At 58.7% G+C, this 16,768-nt stretch carries 13 protein-coding genes; 7 read left to right on the top strand and 6 right to left on the bottom strand.

Going from position 1 to position 16,768, the window contains the following annotated elements; all coding sequences use genetic code 11:
* Positions 1-9 precede the first annotated feature (9 nt).
* Entirely contained in the window at positions 10-1,236 is a 1,227-nt protein-coding gene (icd, locus tag FVE67_RS08510) for an isocitrate dehydrogenase (NADP(+)) (protein WP_168720171.1), read from the bottom strand.
* Positions 1,237-1,293: 57 nt separating this feature from the next.
* Between icd and FVE67_RS08505 the strand changes: the two genes are divergently transcribed.
* Together FVE67_RS08505 and FVE67_RS08500 are read left to right on the top strand one after the other, a co-directional pair.
* Positions 1,294-2,010, top strand: a complete 717-nt coding sequence (locus tag FVE67_RS08505; protein WP_246167887.1) for a uracil-DNA glycosylase — start codon at positions 1,294-1,296, stop codon at positions 2,008-2,010.
* Positions 2,007-3,284 (top strand): NfeD family protein, encoded by a 1,278-nt coding sequence (locus tag FVE67_RS08500; RefSeq protein WP_168720170.1) that lies wholly within the window; start codon positions 2,007-2,009, stop codon positions 3,282-3,284. The genes FVE67_RS08505 and FVE67_RS08500 overlap by 4 nt, the downstream gene beginning before the upstream one ends.
* Here FVE67_RS08500 and FVE67_RS08495 read toward each other — a convergent pair.
* Genes FVE67_RS08495 through FVE67_RS08485 form a run of 3 tightly spaced genes read right to left on the bottom strand, consistent with a single transcriptional unit; the run spans position 3,276 to position 6,666 of the window.
* Positions 3,276-4,001 carry a phosphate/phosphite/phosphonate ABC transporter substrate-binding protein gene (locus tag FVE67_RS08495; protein WP_168720169.1) on the bottom strand — a complete coding sequence of 242 codons (726 nt, stop codon included), beginning with the start codon at positions 3,999-4,001 and terminating at the stop codon, positions 3,276-3,278. The genes FVE67_RS08500 and FVE67_RS08495 overlap by 9 nt on opposite strands.
* A complete protein-coding gene (locus FVE67_RS08490) occupies positions 3,998-6,268 on the bottom strand; it encodes a methyl-accepting chemotaxis protein (RefSeq protein ID WP_168720168.1) in 2,271 nt (756 codons plus the stop codon). The genes FVE67_RS08495 and FVE67_RS08490 overlap by 4 nt, the downstream gene beginning before the upstream one ends.
* A 2-nt stretch (positions 6,269-6,270) precedes the next feature.
* The gene (locus FVE67_RS08485) at positions 6,271-6,666 is read right to left on the bottom strand and encodes a chemotaxis protein CheW (protein ID WP_168720167.1); all 396 of its coding nucleotides are present in this window, start codon (positions 6,664-6,666) and stop codon (positions 6,271-6,273) included.
* Positions 6,667-6,728: 62 nt separating this feature from the next.
* Between FVE67_RS08485 and nikR the strand changes: the two genes are divergently transcribed.
* Entirely contained in the window at positions 6,729-7,148 is a 420-nt protein-coding gene (nikR, locus tag FVE67_RS08480) for a nickel-responsive transcriptional regulator NikR (RefSeq protein ID WP_168720166.1), read from the top strand.
* Here the strand turns inward: nikR and fmt are convergent.
* Together fmt and clpB are read right to left on the bottom strand one after the other, a co-directional pair.
* Positions 7,140-8,078, bottom strand: coding sequence for a methionyl-tRNA formyltransferase (gene fmt, locus FVE67_RS08475; protein ID WP_168720165.1), 939 nt, complete (start codon positions 8,076-8,078; stop codon positions 7,140-7,142). The two genes, nikR and fmt, sit on opposite strands and share 9 nt — an antisense overlap.
* Positions 8,075-10,666, bottom strand: coding sequence for an ATP-dependent chaperone ClpB (gene clpB, locus FVE67_RS08470; protein WP_168720164.1), 2,592 nt, complete (start codon positions 10,664-10,666; stop codon positions 8,075-8,077). Before clpB ends, fmt begins: the two co-directional genes overlap by 4 nt.
* Positions 10,667-11,758: 1,092 nt before the next feature.
* On the opposite strand from clpB, the gene FVE67_RS08465 reads away from it, so the two are divergent.
* Genes FVE67_RS08465 through FVE67_RS08450 form a run of 4 tightly spaced genes read left to right on the top strand, consistent with a single transcriptional unit; the run spans position 11,759 to position 16,620 of the window.
* Entirely contained in the window at positions 11,759-12,265 is a 507-nt protein-coding gene (locus tag FVE67_RS08465; protein ID WP_168720163.1) for a flagellar hook-length control protein FliK, read from the top strand.
* Positions 12,266-12,275: 10 nt separating this feature from the next.
* Complete coding sequence (locus FVE67_RS08460; protein WP_168720162.1) at positions 12,276-12,938, top strand: flagellar hook assembly protein FlgD; 663 nt, start codon at positions 12,276-12,278, stop codon at positions 12,936-12,938.
* Positions 12,939-12,950: 12 nt separating this feature from the next.
* Positions 12,951-14,333 (top strand): flagellar hook protein FlgE, encoded by a 1,383-nt coding sequence (locus FVE67_RS08455; protein WP_168720161.1) that lies wholly within the window; start codon positions 12,951-12,953, stop codon positions 14,331-14,333.
* A 58-nt stretch (positions 14,334-14,391) separates the two neighbouring features.
* A complete protein-coding gene (locus FVE67_RS08450) occupies positions 14,392-16,620 on the top strand; it encodes a flagellar hook protein FlgE (protein WP_168720160.1) in 2,229 nt (742 codons plus the stop codon).
* Positions 16,621-16,768 lie beyond the last annotated feature (148 nt).

The raw sequence follows: 16,768 nt of genomic DNA, 5'->3' as shown, positions 1-16,768 counted from the left end.
CTGCTCCCTCTATAGCTTCATTATATTTTCGATTACGGCCTCTCCGAACTCCGAACACTTCACCTCCCGGGCCCCTTCGATCTGTCGGGCCAGGTCGTAGGTCACAATCTTCTGCTGTACCGTCCGGGCAATACCCTCCCATACCAGCCGGGCCGCCTCCTCCCAGCCCAGGTACTCCAGCATCATCATCCCGGAAAGGACCAGGGAAGAGGGATTGACCTTATCCTGGCCGGCATACTTGGGGGCCGAGCCGTGGGTGGCCTCAAAGACGGCGTATCCGTCGCCGATGTTCGCCCCGGGAGCCATGCCTAGGCCTCCCACCTGGGCGGCCAGGGCATCGGACATGTAATCACCGTTCAGGTTGGGCATGGCCAGCACACTGTAGTCTGCCGGGCGCAAAAGGGCCCACTGAAACATGGCGTCGGCAATGCGGTCGTTGATGACCACCACCCCTTCCGGGACCCCCTCCGGGTAGCGCTTGGCGATCTCTGACTCCGGGACGGTGCGATCGGGGAATTCCTCCCGGGCCAACTCGTAGCCCCACTTGCAAAAGGCCCCCTCGGTATATTTCATGATGTTTCCTTTGTGCACCAGGGTCACACTGGGCCGCTTGCGAGCGAGGGCGTACTGGATGGCCTTGCGCACCAGACGCTTGGTCCCGAAAGGACTGATGGGTTTGATCCCGATTCCGGAGTCAGGACGGATCTCTTTTCCCAGTTCTTCCCGAACGAATTCGATGAGACGACGGGCCTCCGGAGAGCCCGATTCCCATTCAATACCCGCATAGACGTCCTCGGTGTTTTCCCGAAAGACCACCATGTCCACCAGTTCCGGATGCTTTACCGGACTCGGGGTCCCGGGGACCCAGCGTACCGGCCGCACGCAGGCGTAAAGATCAAGCACCTGGCGTATGGTGACATTGAGGCTACGGATACCTCCTCCTACGGGGGTGGTCAGCGGTCCTTTAATGGCTACCACATGCTCCCGGATGGCCTGGAGGGTCTCCTCCGGAAGATAAGAACCGGTGGCCTCTTTAGCCTTCTCCCCGGCCAGGACCTCCTTCCAGTGAATACGGCGCCTTCCGCCATAGGCCTTCTCCACCGCGGCATCCAGCACCTTTTTCATCACCGGAGTAATGTCCACTCCGATGCCGTCACCTTCAATGTAAGGAATAATGGGCTCATCGGGCACCTCAAGAGTCCCATCGGGATTTAAGGTAATCTTCTCCGGGGCCATCCTTTCCTCCTTTTCGGAATATCGTTCTCAAGTTAGGCCATACCTACCTCAAAAGACTTGGCTTTACAATCCCTTTCGGCCAGGACTAAACTTGAAGACGTGAAGGAGTTTATTCGACTTTTGGGCTCTTATCTAGAGTACCTGGAGGCCCTGGGAGTAGAAGCTGTGCCTGCTTATCCGGAAATCAAGAGCTTTCTAGACCTTGACCCGTTGGTTCCCAGCACTCTCCCGGAATTGGAGGCCGAGATCCGGCGCTGTCGCAAGTGTCCTCTTCACCGCACCCGCACTCAGGCCGTTCCGGGGGAAGGCCCCTGCCCCTCGGAGATTATGATCGTGGGAGAGGCCCCGGGGCGGGAAGAAGATCTGGAGGGCCGTCCCTTTGTGGGCCAGGCCGGAAGGCTCCTTCAGAAAATGCTTCAGGCCATAGGCCTTGAAAGAACGCAGGTCTATATCACCAATGTGGTCAAGTGCCGGCCTCCGGGAAATCGCACTCCCGAGAGCGAAGAACTTCGGGCCTGCCGTCCCTACCTGGCCCGCCAGATCCGGCTGGTAAAGCCTAAGGTGATTCTGGCCCTCGGGGCCGTAGCCGCCCGGAGCCTTCTCCTCGAAGAGGGCCCTCTTTCCAAACTTCGGGGAAGACCCCACCGGATAGATGGCCTTCAGGTGGTGGTCTCCTATCACCCGGCCTATCTTCTGCGGAATCCTGCGGCCAAAAGGGCGGCCTGGGAGGATCTCCAGCTCTTTAGAAAACTCCTTTCCGGAGGCGGCCCGTGAAAAGACTCCTTCTCTTTTTTTTCTTTCTCGGGCTTTTGGGGCCGGTCCACGCTGCTCCGCCACCCCTTCTCTGGGTGACGCTTGACGACGCCATTACCCCGGTTTCGGCCAATTTTCTTCTTGCCAGTCTGGAAGAGGCCCGCAAAAAGGGCTGTCAGGCGGTAATCTGGGAGATCGACACCCCCGGGGGCCTGGTGGAATCCACCCGCAAGATCGTCAAGGCCGTGCTTTCTTCGGAGATCCCGGTAGTGGTCTATGTGGCCCCACCCGGGGCCCGGGCGGCCTCAGCGGGGACTTTTATCGTCCTGGCCTCCCACATAGCGGCCATGGCCCCGGGAACCCACCTGGGCGCGGCCCATCCGGTAACCCTCACTGGGCAAAAGATAGACAAGAAGACCCTCCAGAAGATCGAAAACGATCTGGTGGCCTGGGCCCGGAGTCTGGCCCACCTGCGGGGACGCAACGAAAAATTTGCCGAAAGGGCCGTGCGGGAAAGCCAGAGCCTCACCGCGGAAGAGGCCTTGAAGCAACGGGTAATCGAAATTCTGGCCCGGGATTCCACGGAACTCTTGCAGAAATTGCACGGCCGCAAAGTCCGCCTGGCCCAGGGCGAAGTGGTCTTACAAACTCGGGGGGCGGTTCTCCTTCCCTTTCGGGAAGATCTTAAGACCCGGATATTGAGGCTTCTGGCCCATCCCCAGGTGGCCTATTTCCTTCTCATGCTGGGGCTGGCCGGTCTTTATTTCGAGCTCTCCCATCCCGGGGCCGTCTTCCCCGGGGTCCTGGGAGCGGTCTGTCTGGTCCTGGGGCTTTTTGCCCTGCAGATCCTTCCGGTAAACTATGCTGGACTTCTCCTGATCCTCCTTGCAGGGCTCCTTTATTTTCTGGAAATCAAAATCACCAGTTACGGGCTCCTGGCCCTGGCGGCCACCGTGTGTCTCCTTTTGGGCTCTCTCATGCTCTTTGGAAGAAATCCTTCGGGCCTGCGTCTTTCCTACGGATTTCTCCTTCCCGTAGTGGCCGTGGTGAGCGCCTTTTTCCTCACCGTAACTTATCTAGCGGCCCGGGCCCTGCGCCACCGCCCCATCTCCGGGGCCGAGGGCCTCATCGGCCAAGAAGGGCGCACCCTCACGGAGGTAGGTCCTGAAGGAGGAGAAGTATTCGTTTCCGGAGAGATCTGGCGGGCCGAAGCCGAAAGGGTTATCCCTCCCGGGACTCCGGTGCGGGTCGTGGCCCAAAAGGGCCTCAAACTCTGCGTGGAACCTTTAAGGTAGATACTTTTTAAAGGAAAAAAACCTCTGGTAATCCCCCGGCTCTGAAAAAACAAACCCCTTCCCGGGATAGGAGAGGAAGGCCTTCTTGAGGCGGTCTTTGAGGGCCGGAGAAAGGCCCCTTTGGACGAGAAGGAGCCAGCCCGCCGGGCCGGCCACCTTGACCACCTTAAGCCTGGAAGCATAGGGCCGCGCCGCCTCAAAGGAGACCATCCCCAGCGCGGCCTTTCCGTTGAGCACCGCAAAGATCACCAAATCTTCTCCCCCTAGAAAAAGAACTCCAGAGGGGGGTCTGCCCTGCCGGGCCAGATAGGCGGCCTGAGCCAGATATCCCTCATAGGCATAAGGCCACACCGCCACCATGCGCCCCTTGAGGGCCTCCTCCAAAGGACCCCGAAAGATCAGGGCCGGGGTATGTCGGCTTTTAAGGACAAGGAGGGGCTCATAAGGGCCTTTAAGGAGAAGGACTCCCGGGGAGGCGAGAACCAGGGAGAAGGCCCCTTGGCGAAAGGAAGATTCAAAGGCCTTCCAGGGAAGGGGCTCCAGACGGAAGGAAGGGCCCATCTTCTTGGAGAGATAGTCCGCTAAAGGCTTCAACTGGAGATAAGTTTCCTTTACCTTTGAAGGAGAGGTGGGGACCCCCCAGAGGAGCTCGGCCGCAAGGAGCACTCGGGGAAGAAAAAACCCCGAAAAAAGGAGGAGCAGGCCCCATTTTTTCATAGCTGGGTGCCCACCTGGAAGTAACTTACGGCCTGGTGGAGCTTTTCCGCCACCTCCAGAAGTTCTTCCACATCCACCTGCATCTCCGTAGCGGCCTCCGCGTTCTGAGAGGCTCCCTGCACCACCGTTTGCATCCTGCGCCGGACTTCGGCGGTCTCCTCCCGCTGGGTGTTAGTGTCCCGACTAATGGTGTTGGAGTGTTCCACCACCTCTCCAAAGACCGTCCCCAGACGATCGGCCACCCCGGTGATGTTCTGGGTCACCTCCAGGACCTCCCGGCTGACTCGACGGAGTTCGAACATGGACCGGGCGGCCTGGTGCCCCAGTTCTTCCTGCCGGCGGCTGGATTCCAGGATCTCTCGGGTCGCCTTCTCCAACTCTTCCATGGCCTGGGCAGCCCGGCTCACCTCCTGGGTCCGGGTTTCCATGACCCGGGCCACCTCTTGAACCGCCTGATAATTGGCCTCGGTGGCCTGGTAGATACCTTCGAGGGCCCCGGCACCCCGCTCGGCCATCTCTCCACCCTGGCGGGCCCTTTCCACATTTTGTTGGATAAGAGAGGCGATCTCCTCCGCACTCTCCGTAATCCGTTCCGAGAGCCGGCGGATCTCCTCGGCCACCACGGCAAAGCCCCGGCCGGCCTCTCCGGCCCGAGCCGCCTCGATGGAGGCGTTCAGGGCCAAAAGGTTAGTCTGTTCGGCAATGTCTCGAATGAGGTCGATGATCTCCGACATCTGGGCCACACCCTCGGTAACCTTTCGGATGGTCTCCAGAGAAGTTTCCAGGGCCTGCCGGCCTTCTTTCACTTGATCCAGGGCTCGGGTGGCCTCCTCGGCCGCGGCCCGCGAACGCTCCAGGGCCAGCTTCATTCCGTCAGCGGCCTCGACAAGGGCCTTTAGGGTCTCCTCGGAAATCTGACTCTGTCTTTCGGCCTTTTCCCGGACCTCCTCGGTCATGAGCACCATGTCCTGCACCTGGTCCAGGGCCACCCCGCCCTTTTCGTGGTTCTCGGAAGAGAGCCGGGAAATCTTCTCCGCGATTTTAGAAAGCTCGTTAACCGCCTCCTGGGCCTGGCCTACAGCCTGGGCGCTCTTGCGGGCCTCTTCTTCCATCTCCCGGGCCAGTCCCTCGAGACCTTCAATGAGTCGGAAGACCTCCTCGGTCTCCCGGGCGTTGGTCTCGGCCCGCTTGACGATCTCCCGCGCGGTCTGAGCCAGGTCCCGGGCGTGTTCCCGAAGGGTCCCCTCGGCTTCAACGATGTTCTGTACGGTCTCCGATAGCTTTTCCAGGAATTGGTTGAGGGTTACGGCGATTTCAGCCACCTCCGGCACTCCGCGCGGAGGCATCCGGCGCTCGAGATCGAAGGTTCCCACAATCTCTCTCAGGGTACGGAGCTGAGCAAGGAGCGGCCGGGTCACCGTGGTCTCCAAGACCAAAAAGAGTCCCAGGACCAAAATACCACCCACGGCCACCAGGGCCGCAAAGAGGCGCTGGTTGAACCGCAGAAAGGCCGCCAGAGTCTCCTCCGGCACGGCGAGCATCACCGACCAGCGGCGCTCTCCCACCGAAAGGGCTTTCCGGGTGGCAAAGTGTTTGGCCCCTCCCTTTTCCAAAAGGGTCACCGAGCCGGAAGGGACCTCAGCCGGCTTAAAAGGGGTTTTCCCCCAGATAGTTTCTCCCCTTTCGTTTACCACCGCCGCTTGGGCCCCGGCCAGAATAAGCATATTCCGGGTCTCCTGGGCCAGAGCCTCTTTGGGAATCAAGGCTACCAGCCAGCCCTTCTCTTCCGGACCAGCCTGCACTACGGTCCCCAGGGCCAAATACTCCCTTTCTCCCAAGAGGACCTTTTCCCACACCCCTACGGGGCTTCCCTTAGGCCAGGCCAGGTTCAATTTTTTTCCCAGATCTTCCGGGCGCCCGGCGGCGATCACCTGACCTTCCGAGTCCACCAGGAGCACGTCCTGATAGATCCGGTAAACCCGGAGGAGTCCGGCCAGATAATCGTTGGCCCCGGCCTGCCCCCCTCCAATAACCACCGCGGTCTTGATTACCTCGTTTCCGGCCCAGCTTTTTAGTTCCAAAAATCGCTGGCTAAAGAATTCCTGTAGCCGGGCCTCCAGGGTATGAAGCTGGTGACCAAAGGTCTCCCGAATGCTGGTCTTAAGAAACTTCTGGGTCTGCCAATGGTGATAGAAAAGAACGCCCTGGACCACCAAGAAGGCCAGAATGGCCCCCAGAATAAACCGTGCCCTAAAGCCCCATTTCATACTTACCCTCCTTGTCTTAAAATCTCCAGGGGATCAAGAAGGATCACGCTGTGTCCCCCCAGAAGGATTTCTCCAACCAGACCCTGGACCGGTTTATCCAGAGGTGCCGGTTCTTCCTCGCTTTCATAGGTAGCCCCCAAGCGCGAGGCGGCAAAGCCCAGCCAGCCCTCGGGGGTCACGGCCACCACCAGATAGGGAGCTTCACCGGAGGGCTCCCCTAGATACCTTTCCAGATCGATCACCGGGACATTTTGACCCCGGAAAAAGGTGAAACCCAATAACCACTCCGGAGCCCAATCCGCCGGAAGGATCTCTCCCAATCGGGCCACCCCCTCCACCTCCTCCACCCGGAGCCCGTAAACCCGCTCCCCCTTTCGGAAGGTAAAATAATACGGCATTGAACATATTTTAGGAAAAAGATATCTTAAAAGTCAAGCGATCCTTACGACAGGAGGCCCGTATGAGTGAAATCGTGCGCTTTGGAGTTTCCATCCCTGAGAGTTTACTTGAAAGGTTTGATCAATATCTTCAGCGCAAGCACTATAGGAACCGCTCGGAGGCCATCCGAGACCTCATTCGGGAAAAACTGGTAGAGGAGGAGTGGCGTGAGAGTGGCCGCGAAGTCGTAGGCACTATCACCTATGTTTACGATCATCACAAGCGGGAGCTTACCGACCGCCTGATCGATCTTCAGCACGACCACTACGCCCAGATCATCTCCACCCAGCATGTGCACCTGGATCACGACCGGTGCCTGGAGGTCATCATCGTGAGGGGGGCCGTTTCCGCCATCCGGGATCTGGCCGACCGCATCAAGGCCTTAAAGGGCATCCTTCACTGCAGCCTTTCCATGACCACCACGGGGAAAAATTTAGTCTAGTCCAAGCCGAGTCCCTGCGGCCAGCCGATGTCCCTTTAAAAATTCCGAGACCGTCATCCGACGCTTTCCCGCAAGCTGGACCTCGGAGACCGCCAGTACCCCCTTTCCACAGGCGATGAGGAGTTTCTCCCCCGTCACCCCCAAAAGGGTCCCGGGAGGCTCCGGGCTTTCCTGGTCCAGCACTTGCGGGCGGAAGAGTTTAAAGACCTGGCCTTGGAGAAAAGTGTAAGCCCCGGGGCGGGGATCAAAGGCCCGAATGCGACAGGCCACTTCCCAGGCCGGAGAATGGAAATCCAGCTCAGCGTCTTCTTTTTTAAAAGGCGGGGCGTAGGAAACGCCGTTTTCCGGCTGAGGCCGGGGCTTAAGGCGCCCTTCTTTATGAAGGGAAAGGGCCTCCTCCAGAGCCTCGGCCCCCAGTCGGGAAAGCCTTTCGTAAAGCTCCCCTCCGGTCTCCTCCTCCCCGATGGAGATCTTCTTTTGCAGGAGGATGGGGCCGGTGTCCAGCCCCTCGTCCATGAGCATGATGGTGATCCCGGTCTCCTTTTCTCCCCGAAGGATGGCCCAACGAATGGGGTCCGCCCCCCGGTATTTGGGAAGGAGTGAGGCATGAATGTTCCAGCACCCGTAACGGGGAAGCTCCAGGACCTCCCGGGGCAAGATCTTTCCGTAGGCCGCCACCACGATGAGGTCCGGAGCCAGGGCCCGTAAGGGCTCCAGAAACTCCGGGTCCTTAAGGCGCAGGGGCGCGAGCACCGGGAGCCCGGCCGAAAAAGCCACTTCCTTTACCGGAGAGGGACGCAGGCGCCGGCCCCGCCCCCGAGGCTTGTCCGGCTGGGTGACCACCGCCAGGACCTCCTCGGACTCCAGGAGGGCCCTCAGGGCCGGCACCGCAAATTCCGGTGTTCCCATAAAGACTACGCGGTATCTCATTTTTTCTGAAAGGCCAGTTCGTTTTTGGTCTCATCGTAGTCCACCACCACATGATCCCCTTCGCCGAATTCCCCGGCCAGGATCTTCATAGCCAAGGGGTCTTCCACGTAGCGCTGGATGGCCCGGCGCAGAGGCCGCGCCCCGTAAACCGGATCGTAACCCACATTGGCCAACCACTCCCGGGCCCGATCCGTAAGCTCAAGGGTAATGTGTTTTTCGGCCAGACGGGCCCGCAGGTAGCGGATCTGGATTTCCACGATACGCATGAGCTCTTCCCGGCCCAGCCGGTTGAAGATGATGATCTCGTCGATCCGGTTCAGGAATTCCGGCCGGAAATGGGCCCGCAGGGCCTCCATCACCCGGCGTTCCATCTCTTGCCGATCGGCGGTGAGTTCCTGAATCCACTGACTGCCGATATTGGAGGTCATGATAATGATGGTGTTGCGGAAGTCCACCGTACGCCCCTTGCCGTCGGTGAGCCGACCGTCATCCAGGATCTGAAGCAGGATGTTGAAGACATCCGGGTGGGCCTTTTCGATCTCGTCAAAGAGGATCACCGAGTAAGGCCTGCGGCGCACAGCCTCGGTGAGTTGTCCCCCTTCTTCATAGCCCACATAGCCCGGAGGGGCTCCAATGAGACGGGAGACGGAGTGCTTTTCCATATACTCGGTCATGTCAATGCGGATGAGGGCCTCCTCGGTGTCGAACATGAATTCGGCCAGGGCCTTGGCCAGCTCGGTCTTCCCCACCCCGGTGGGCCCCAGGAACATAAAAGATCCGATAGGCCGGTTGGGGTCTTTGAGACCGGCCCGGGCCCGGCGCACAGCGTTGGCGATGGCGGTGATAGCGTGGTCCTGACCCACCACCCGCTCTTTGAGGCGTTCTTCCATCTTGAGAAGCTTCTCCCGCTCGGATTCCAGAAGCCGGGCCACAGGGATCCCCGTCCACTTGGCCACGATCTGGGCTACATCCTCGGCGTCCACCTCTTCCTTGAGGAAGCGGCGGCCGTGTTTCTTATGAAGCTCTTCCAGGCGCCGGTTTTCGGCCTCGAGCTCCCGCTCAAGCTGCGGAATCTGGCCGTAGATGATCTCCGCCACCCGGTTGAGGTCTCCGCGACGCTCGGCCTGCTGGGCCTCGATGCGCAGCTGATCGATGCGCTCCTTGAGATTGCGGATCTTGGTGATGACCTCCCGCTCCTCCTGCCACTGACGTTTCATCTCGTCGGCCTTGGCCCGCAACTCCTCGAGCTGACTTTTGATCTTCTGCAGGCGCTCCCGGGCCCGCGGATCGGTCTCCTTCTCCAGGGCCACCTTTTCAATCTCCAGCTGTTTGATCTTGCGCTCCACCTCGTCGATCTCCATAGGCATGGAGTCGATCTCGATCCGCAGTTTGGCCGCCGCTTCGTCAATAAGGTCGATGGCCTTGTCCGGGAGGTAGCGGTCCGTGATGTACCGATGGGAAAGGGTTACCGCGGCCACGATGGCGCTATCGGTGATACGCACCCCGTGGTGCACCTCATATTTTTCCTTAAGTCCGCGCAGGATGGCGATGGCCTCCTCCACCGAAGGCTCGTCCACATAGACCGGCTGAAAACGCCGCTCAAGGGCCGGATCTTTTTCGATGTACTTGCGATACTCGTCAATGGTCGTAGCCCCGATACAGTGGAGTTCTCCCCGGGCCAGAGCCGGCTTCAACATGTTGGCCGCATCCATGGCCCCTTCCGCGGCCCCGGCCCCCACTAGAGTGTGAATCTCGTCGATGAAAAGGATGATCTCCCCTTCGCTGGCCTGAATCTCCCGCAATACAGCCTTGAGCCTTTCTTCAAACTCACCCCGGAACTTGGTCCCGGCAATAAGGGCCCCGAGATCCAGTTGCACCAGACGTTTGTTCTTGAGGGGATCCGGGACATCTCCGGCCACAATCCGCTGAGCCAGTCCCTCCACAATGGCGGTCTTACCTACGCCCGGCTCCCCCACCAGCACCGGGTTGTTCTTGGTCCGCCGAGAGAGGATCTGAATGACCCGGCGGATCTCCTCGTCCCGGCCGATCACCGGATCGAGCTTCCCGGCCCGGGCCAGGGCCGTAAGATCCCGTCCGAACTTCTCTAGGGCCTGATACTTGTCTTCCGGATTCTGATCGGTAATACGCTGACCCTTGCGGATCTCCCGAATAGTCTCCAGGGCGTTTTCTTTGGTCACCCCTCGAGCACGCAGGATGCGGGCCGCCTCGGTATGGGTGTCCAGAATGGCCAAAAGGAGGTGCTCGGTGGAGATATATTCGTCCCGCATCTCGCGGGCCAGGCGTTCGGCGGCCTCCAGGACCTGCTTGAGGGTAAGCGAGAGATAGACCTGAAAACCGGTACCCGAGACCTGGGGAAGTTTTTCCAGATATTCGTCAAGGTCGGAAGACACCAGACGATTGTTCACCCCCAGGCGGTCTAAAATCATGGGCACCAGGCCCCCTTCCTGCTCCACCAGGGCCTTGAGGAGGTGTTCGGGCTCCAATTGCTGATGCCCTCGAGATTCGGCTATCCGCTGCGCCTCCTGCAGGGCATCTTGCGCCTTAAAAGTAAAGCGATCCAATCGCATTTTTCACCTCCGCTTTTTTAAGTTTTTGCGAGCGCTTCCGAGAAGTAAGGTAAGAACAGCCCCCTTCCTGTCAAGTAAAATCCTCCGGGAAAATTTTTCCCGGAAGGGAAAATCCTTCCCAGCCACCTCTCAGGATCTTACGGAATTTTCGGCCCTGAAAGCCTGGCACGCCTCTTGCGTTTTATAAGAGTGAGCCTTTTCGCGGAGGAGAAAATGAAGGTTCTTGAGGTACAGACCGGAGGAATAGGAGCGGGCCTTTTTCCGGAAAAGATGGCGGGGCCGCAAATGGTCTTTGATTTTCTGGCCCTTCTTCTCTCCCTCCTTCAACTTCCTACCCAGGAGACCTCCCCCAACACCGGGGAAGGGTCTCCAGAGGAAGGCTTAAGCCTCTTTGATTCCACCGATAATCTTCAACAACGAGAGAAAGACCCGGGAGAAATTCGCTACCCGGAAAATCCCCTATCTTTCCTGATAGAAATTTTCTCAGGTAAAATAGCCTCTAAAGAATCCCCGGAAGGGATCTCCGGGAAAAAGGCCCCTCTCAAGGTCTTCACTCCGAATATTTCTTCCCCAGAAAACCCCACTACTGCTCCTCTCAAACTCGGCCTGCCTCCGCAAACTCCAGAAGAAGGTGTAAAGAAAGAAGGGGACCTCCCGGAAAAGGGCGGACCCGAGACGGAGATTTCTTTGGAAGGGGGCTTTGAAGAAGGGAAAGAACCGGTTCCCGAAAACCCAAAGGTTGGGGAGAGGTTTCCGAAAAACCCTGGGGATTCCCCTCTCGTTTCTTCCCAGAAAGAAGACTTAAGGTCTCCTTCAACTCATAGAGCCCAAGCCGGAAGCCAGAATCCTCCCTCCCCTGAAGCCTCTTTTTCTTCGGTGATCCCTCGCCCGCAAAAAGAAAGGTCCTCCGAAAAAACCTCTTTTCCTAAGGATCTTTTGGCCAAAACCGAAAGTCCCTCCCAGAAGGTCCACTCTTTAAAAGGGCCTTCCCATTCCTATATCCTGACCAAAACCGAAGACCCTTCCCGGAAGACCCGCTTTTCAAAAGAGCCTTCCGGTCCTCCAAAGACGGAAATTGGAAAAGAAGGATTCTTGGTCGGGAGGGGAGAGGCCCTGCTTAAGGCCCCGGAAAATCTCTCCGCCGGTATTCCCACCGGTGGGGGAGACGGTCCTTCCCCGGTGCCGGCCGGAGAGGTTCCGGAATTCATAAAGGATCTGGTGGTGGAGATCCAGCCCTCGGGAGAGCGCAGGGCCCGCCTCAAACTTGAGCCTCCGGACCTGGGAGAGCTGGACATAGATCTCAAAGTACACCGTCAGGAGGTGAGCGTCTTTCTACGGGTGGAAAAACCCGAGGCCCTGCATCAACTCCAGCCCCACCTCCCGCACCTCCAGCACCTCCTTGAGGACCTGGGCTTCAACGTACTGGAATGCCAGGTGAGCCTGGGAGGAGCCGGCCAGGGCTGGCACTTTGCCGAAGAAAGAGGCCGGGAATCCTCTGGGGAGAAGGCTCCCTCCATAAAGGCCGTGGAGGAAGTCCCGGCCGAAAAGGAGCCCGCCTCAGGGGTCGCCTCCGGAAGAGGGATAAATCTGGTGGTTTAGGAGGGGAGAGATGATCGCCGGCGTGAACGAAAAGACCGGACAGCCCCTAGCCCTGGAACGGGTCCCCAAAAAGACCCTTAGCCGGGACGATTTTATGCTCCTTTTCATCAAACAGCTCCAATTTCAAGATCCCATGAAACCCATCGAAAACAACGAAATGGCCATGCAGATGGCCCTTTTCAGTCAGGTGGACCAGCTCTTTGACCTCAACCAGAACTTCGAAAAAATCCTGGAGCTGGCCCGGGACTTCTCCCTTTCGGCCACCACCTCCCTCCTGGGAAAGACCGTAAAGGTGAAAGGGGATTACGGACGCGTGGAGGGAGGAAAATTCCTGGGGGCGGAGTTTGAACTGGAGGAGCCCGCCCAGGGCGTGGAGGTGGTCATCACCGATGAGCAGGGTCGCCTGGTGAAGCGCCTCTCCCTAGGAAGTCTCCCGGCGGGTAAACACCGGGTGGAATGGGACGCCACCGACGAAAACGGAAACCCGGTGCCTGACGGAAACTACCGCCTGAGGGTCATCCTCCCCGGGAAAAACCCTCAGGACACTCCCTCCCTTCTGGTTACCGGAAGGGTGACCGGAGCGGTCCTGGGAGATACCCCTCAGGTGGTGGTAAACGGGCAGCTACTCCTCAAGCCTTCGGAGATCGAAAGGGTCTTCACCGAGTCTTCCTAAGGAGGTCAAGCCATGGGGATCTTTGGGAGCATTTACACCGGGGCCTCCGGGATTCAGGAACAGAGCCTGGCCCTGCGGGTTACGGCCAACAACGTGGCCAACCTCAACACCACGGGATTCAAGGGTGACCGGAGCCTCTTTGCGGATATCTTCGCTCAGGCCTCGGGCGAGGTCTTTCCCCGGGAAAAGGGCCTGGGAGTCCTTTTCGACCTCACCACGGATTTCTCTCCCGGAGGCTATGAGACCACGGACATCCCCACCGACCTGGCCATCATGGGACGGGGTTTCTTTGCGGTCTCTGACGGGACCAACACCTACTATACCCGGGATGGGCATTTTCTCCTGGAAGAAACCGGAGATAATACCCTGCGCATGGTTACCCCCCTGGGCTATACACTCCTCGGGGCCGATCCCACAGCCTCTCCCACGAACACCACCCAGCTCAGCCCGGTGGAAATCCCCCGGACCATCGCCGGAAGGGGCACCAGCCGGATTTCCCTACAGCTCAACCTCGATGCCCGCAAGGAGACCGAGGGGACCAGCCGGAGACTCCTTGAGGCCTGGGATGCCACCCGCCCCACCGGACCTATTGACAGCAACGACTACGAATACGTGACCAGCCTGAAGGTTTACGACCCCACCGGGGTGGACCATCTCCTGAATCTCTATCTGGACACTACGGACCAGAACAACCAGTACGAGGTGTTACTCACCCTGGCCGATCCGGCTGAGGACTGGCGCGGCACAGGCCCCTACGCCGGGGCCCTCCTCTGGGGCACCCTGGATTTCGGGGCTACGGGAGAGATCACCCAGGCCAGCTTTTACACGGTGAACCTGGACGGAACCCTCACCCCCCAGGACCTTACCCAGAGCGGCACCCCTCAGTTTACGGTGAATTTCACCGGGACCCCCCAGACCATCGATCTGGACCTGGGATTCTATTACGACCCCCAAGGGAACCTGGTGCGCACTCCCCTCTCCTCGCATATGTACGCCACCCCTTTTGCCGTCCTTTATCAAAATCAGGACGGCTATCCTCCGGGGATCTTCGACCGGGTGGAGATCGATGTGGACGGAACGGTGCGGGCCTTTTACACCAACCAGCAGTCCCAGGAGGTGGCCCGGATCTGGCTGGCGGATTTCACCGGCCTTGAGGATTCGCTGGATAGGGCCGGAGCCAATCTCTTTGTTCCCCGGGCCGGGGCCACGCCTATCCTTTTGAATCCCGGACGCGATTCCGCAGCCGCCCTTTCTTCCGGGGCTTTGGAGACCTCCAACGTGGACCTGGCCACGGAGATGATCCATCTCCTTACCTTCCAGCGGACCTTTCAGTCGAGCGCCCGGGTGATCACCACTGCGGATCAGATGCTCGAAGACTTTCTGAGGGCCAGATGATGCGCTGGATTAAAGGTTTTGAAAACAAATTCCGAAATATAAATGGGGAGGTGTAGTCATGGCTCTCACCGATGCCCTTTTTACCGGAACCAGCGGCCTCAAAAGTCTGGGGCACGGAATGAGTGTGGTGGGAGACAACGTGGCCAACCTAAACACCACGGCCTTTAAGGGCTCTCGGGTGACCTTCCAAGACGTGATGGCCCAGAGCATCAACACCGCGAGCGGCTCCGGGCAGCTCGGCCGAGGAGCCACGGTGCAGGCCCTCTATCCCACCTTCGGCCAGGGGTCCTTCGAGTCCACAGCCAGCCCTACGGATTTGGCCATCGCTGGAAACGGCTTTTTCATGGTAAAGGAACCCGGCTCCACCGGAAACATCTTCTATACCCGGGATGGACAATTCACGGTGGACAAAAATGGCTATCTCATCAATCCTTCCGGTTTCCGGGTGCAGGGCTGGCAGATCGACGAAAATACCGGAGACATCACCGGAGCCATCACCGATATCCGCATCGACCGGACCTCGGCCCCGGTGGCTACCTCCAAGATTGATGTCATTACCAACCTTGACGCCCGGGAAGAACTGGAAACCCTGATCGTAAATCTCAACGGCGATGTGGACGATGGTAGTACAGTAAGTACTACCTTCGTGGTCCGGGATGTAGACGGGAATGATAACAAGCTCTATGTGGAATTGACCTACGATGCCGGCCTTAATAAATGGAATTACGTCATCCGGAAAGACAACGCCACCGGTCCCATCCTGGCCCAGGGAACCAATGCGAGCACCACCCGGGCCACCGTCGAGCTTCCCACCACTGGAGAAAACATCATTGTGGACTGGAGTGCGGTCACCCATACCACCTCCGCCGATACTCTTTCGGCCCCTGGACGACTGGGACGGGTAGAAGTGAACGGAGACATCACCCCGGACACCTGGAATTATCTGGACTATACCCTTACGGATGCCAACGGAAACACCCGCAACCTACGTCTGTGGCTCTATTATGATAGCGGAGATAGTCGGTGGGATTACTATGTGGTCGAGAATCCCACCACTCCTGCCCCGGCAGACCCCACGGGCGAAGGCGGAACTATCCTGGCCCAGGCTACTAATATCGCTGATACCGATACCTGGTTTTTCCTGGATGGCACCACACAGAGGGTTAATCTTGACTGGAGCGCGGTGACCACCGGGGGTACGGGCTCCCTAAACCTGGCGGCTTCCTACCCCCTCCAGGAGGTCCCCACCCTTCTTGATCGCTGGGATGCCCGCAACGAGACCCCCCTGGCCTCCACGGAATACACTTACCGCACCACCCTTACGGTTTACGATTCCTTGGGCACCCCCCACGAAATCACCATCTATTACGATACCACCACCAAAGAAAATACCTACGAATTCCTGGTCACCTGTAACCCTTCGGAGGACCAGCGGGACTTCGTGCGGGATGCGGATCCCATGCAGTGGGTAGACCAGGAGGGCTCGGTCACTGTGACCAAGGACATCCCTTCCGGAAGTACTTACGCGGATACCAAGCGCGGAGTCCTGATGTACGGAAGGCTCTCCTTTGATAACCAGGGAAACGTGAAAAATTTCTACGAGACCTACCGTATCGACGCTAATACCGGGGTGCCGGTAAAGATCGTGGGGCCCAATGGAGTGCCGGTGGCCGATCCCGCCGATGGTTTTGAGGCCACCGGAGCCAATGGTTACCCCCTTCTCATTGCCGATTTTCTGGGAATTGACCTGGTGGACAACCGTCCGGCAGGCTCCGAACAGGATCAGGGGACCAATGTGCAGGCCCTGCAACAGATCGAAATGAATTTTGGATACTACTATAAAGATTCCTGGCGCTCGGAGTCCGTGCGCACCACCCAGTACGCCACCAGCAACTCCACCATCTTTTACGACCAGAATGGTTTCGGCCCGGGGTCCCTGGAAACCGTCTCCGTGGATACCGACGGGGTAATCACCGGGCATTATTCTAACGGACGGGTCATTCCCCTCTGGATGGTGGCGCTGGCCAACTTCAATGCCCCGGAAAGACTGGACAAGGTGGGGGGAAATCTCTATCGGGAGACCACGGGTTCCGGGCCGCCCATCACTGGAAAACCACGCACTAACGGCCTGGGATCCATCGCTCCCAATAGCCTGGAGCAGTCCAACGTGGACCTGGGGGAACAGTTCGTGAAGATGATCATCTTCCAGCGAGGCTTTCAGGCCGACGCCCGCATTATTACGGTAACCGACACCATGCTCGACGAACTCATCAACCTCAAACGGTAAAATAGGATCCGATCCTATTTTCGAAGGGAGGGGGCTCCTAGGGCCCCCATCTCCTTTTAATTTTTGGGCTTTCAAACCCCAAACTTCCTTTATCAAAAATAGGATCCGATCCCATTTTTGGGAGGGAGTGGCGGAAGGAAATTTAGAG

Source organism: Thermosulfurimonas marina (assembly GCF_012317585.1).
In the GTDB taxonomy this organism is placed as follows: Bacteria; Desulfobacterota; Thermodesulfobacteria; order Thermodesulfobacteriales; family Thermodesulfobacteriaceae; genus Thermosulfurimonas_A; species Thermosulfurimonas_A marina.
The sequence above is the reverse complement of the archived record's forward strand: the minus strand, read 5'-3'. Positions and strand labels throughout refer to the sequence as shown.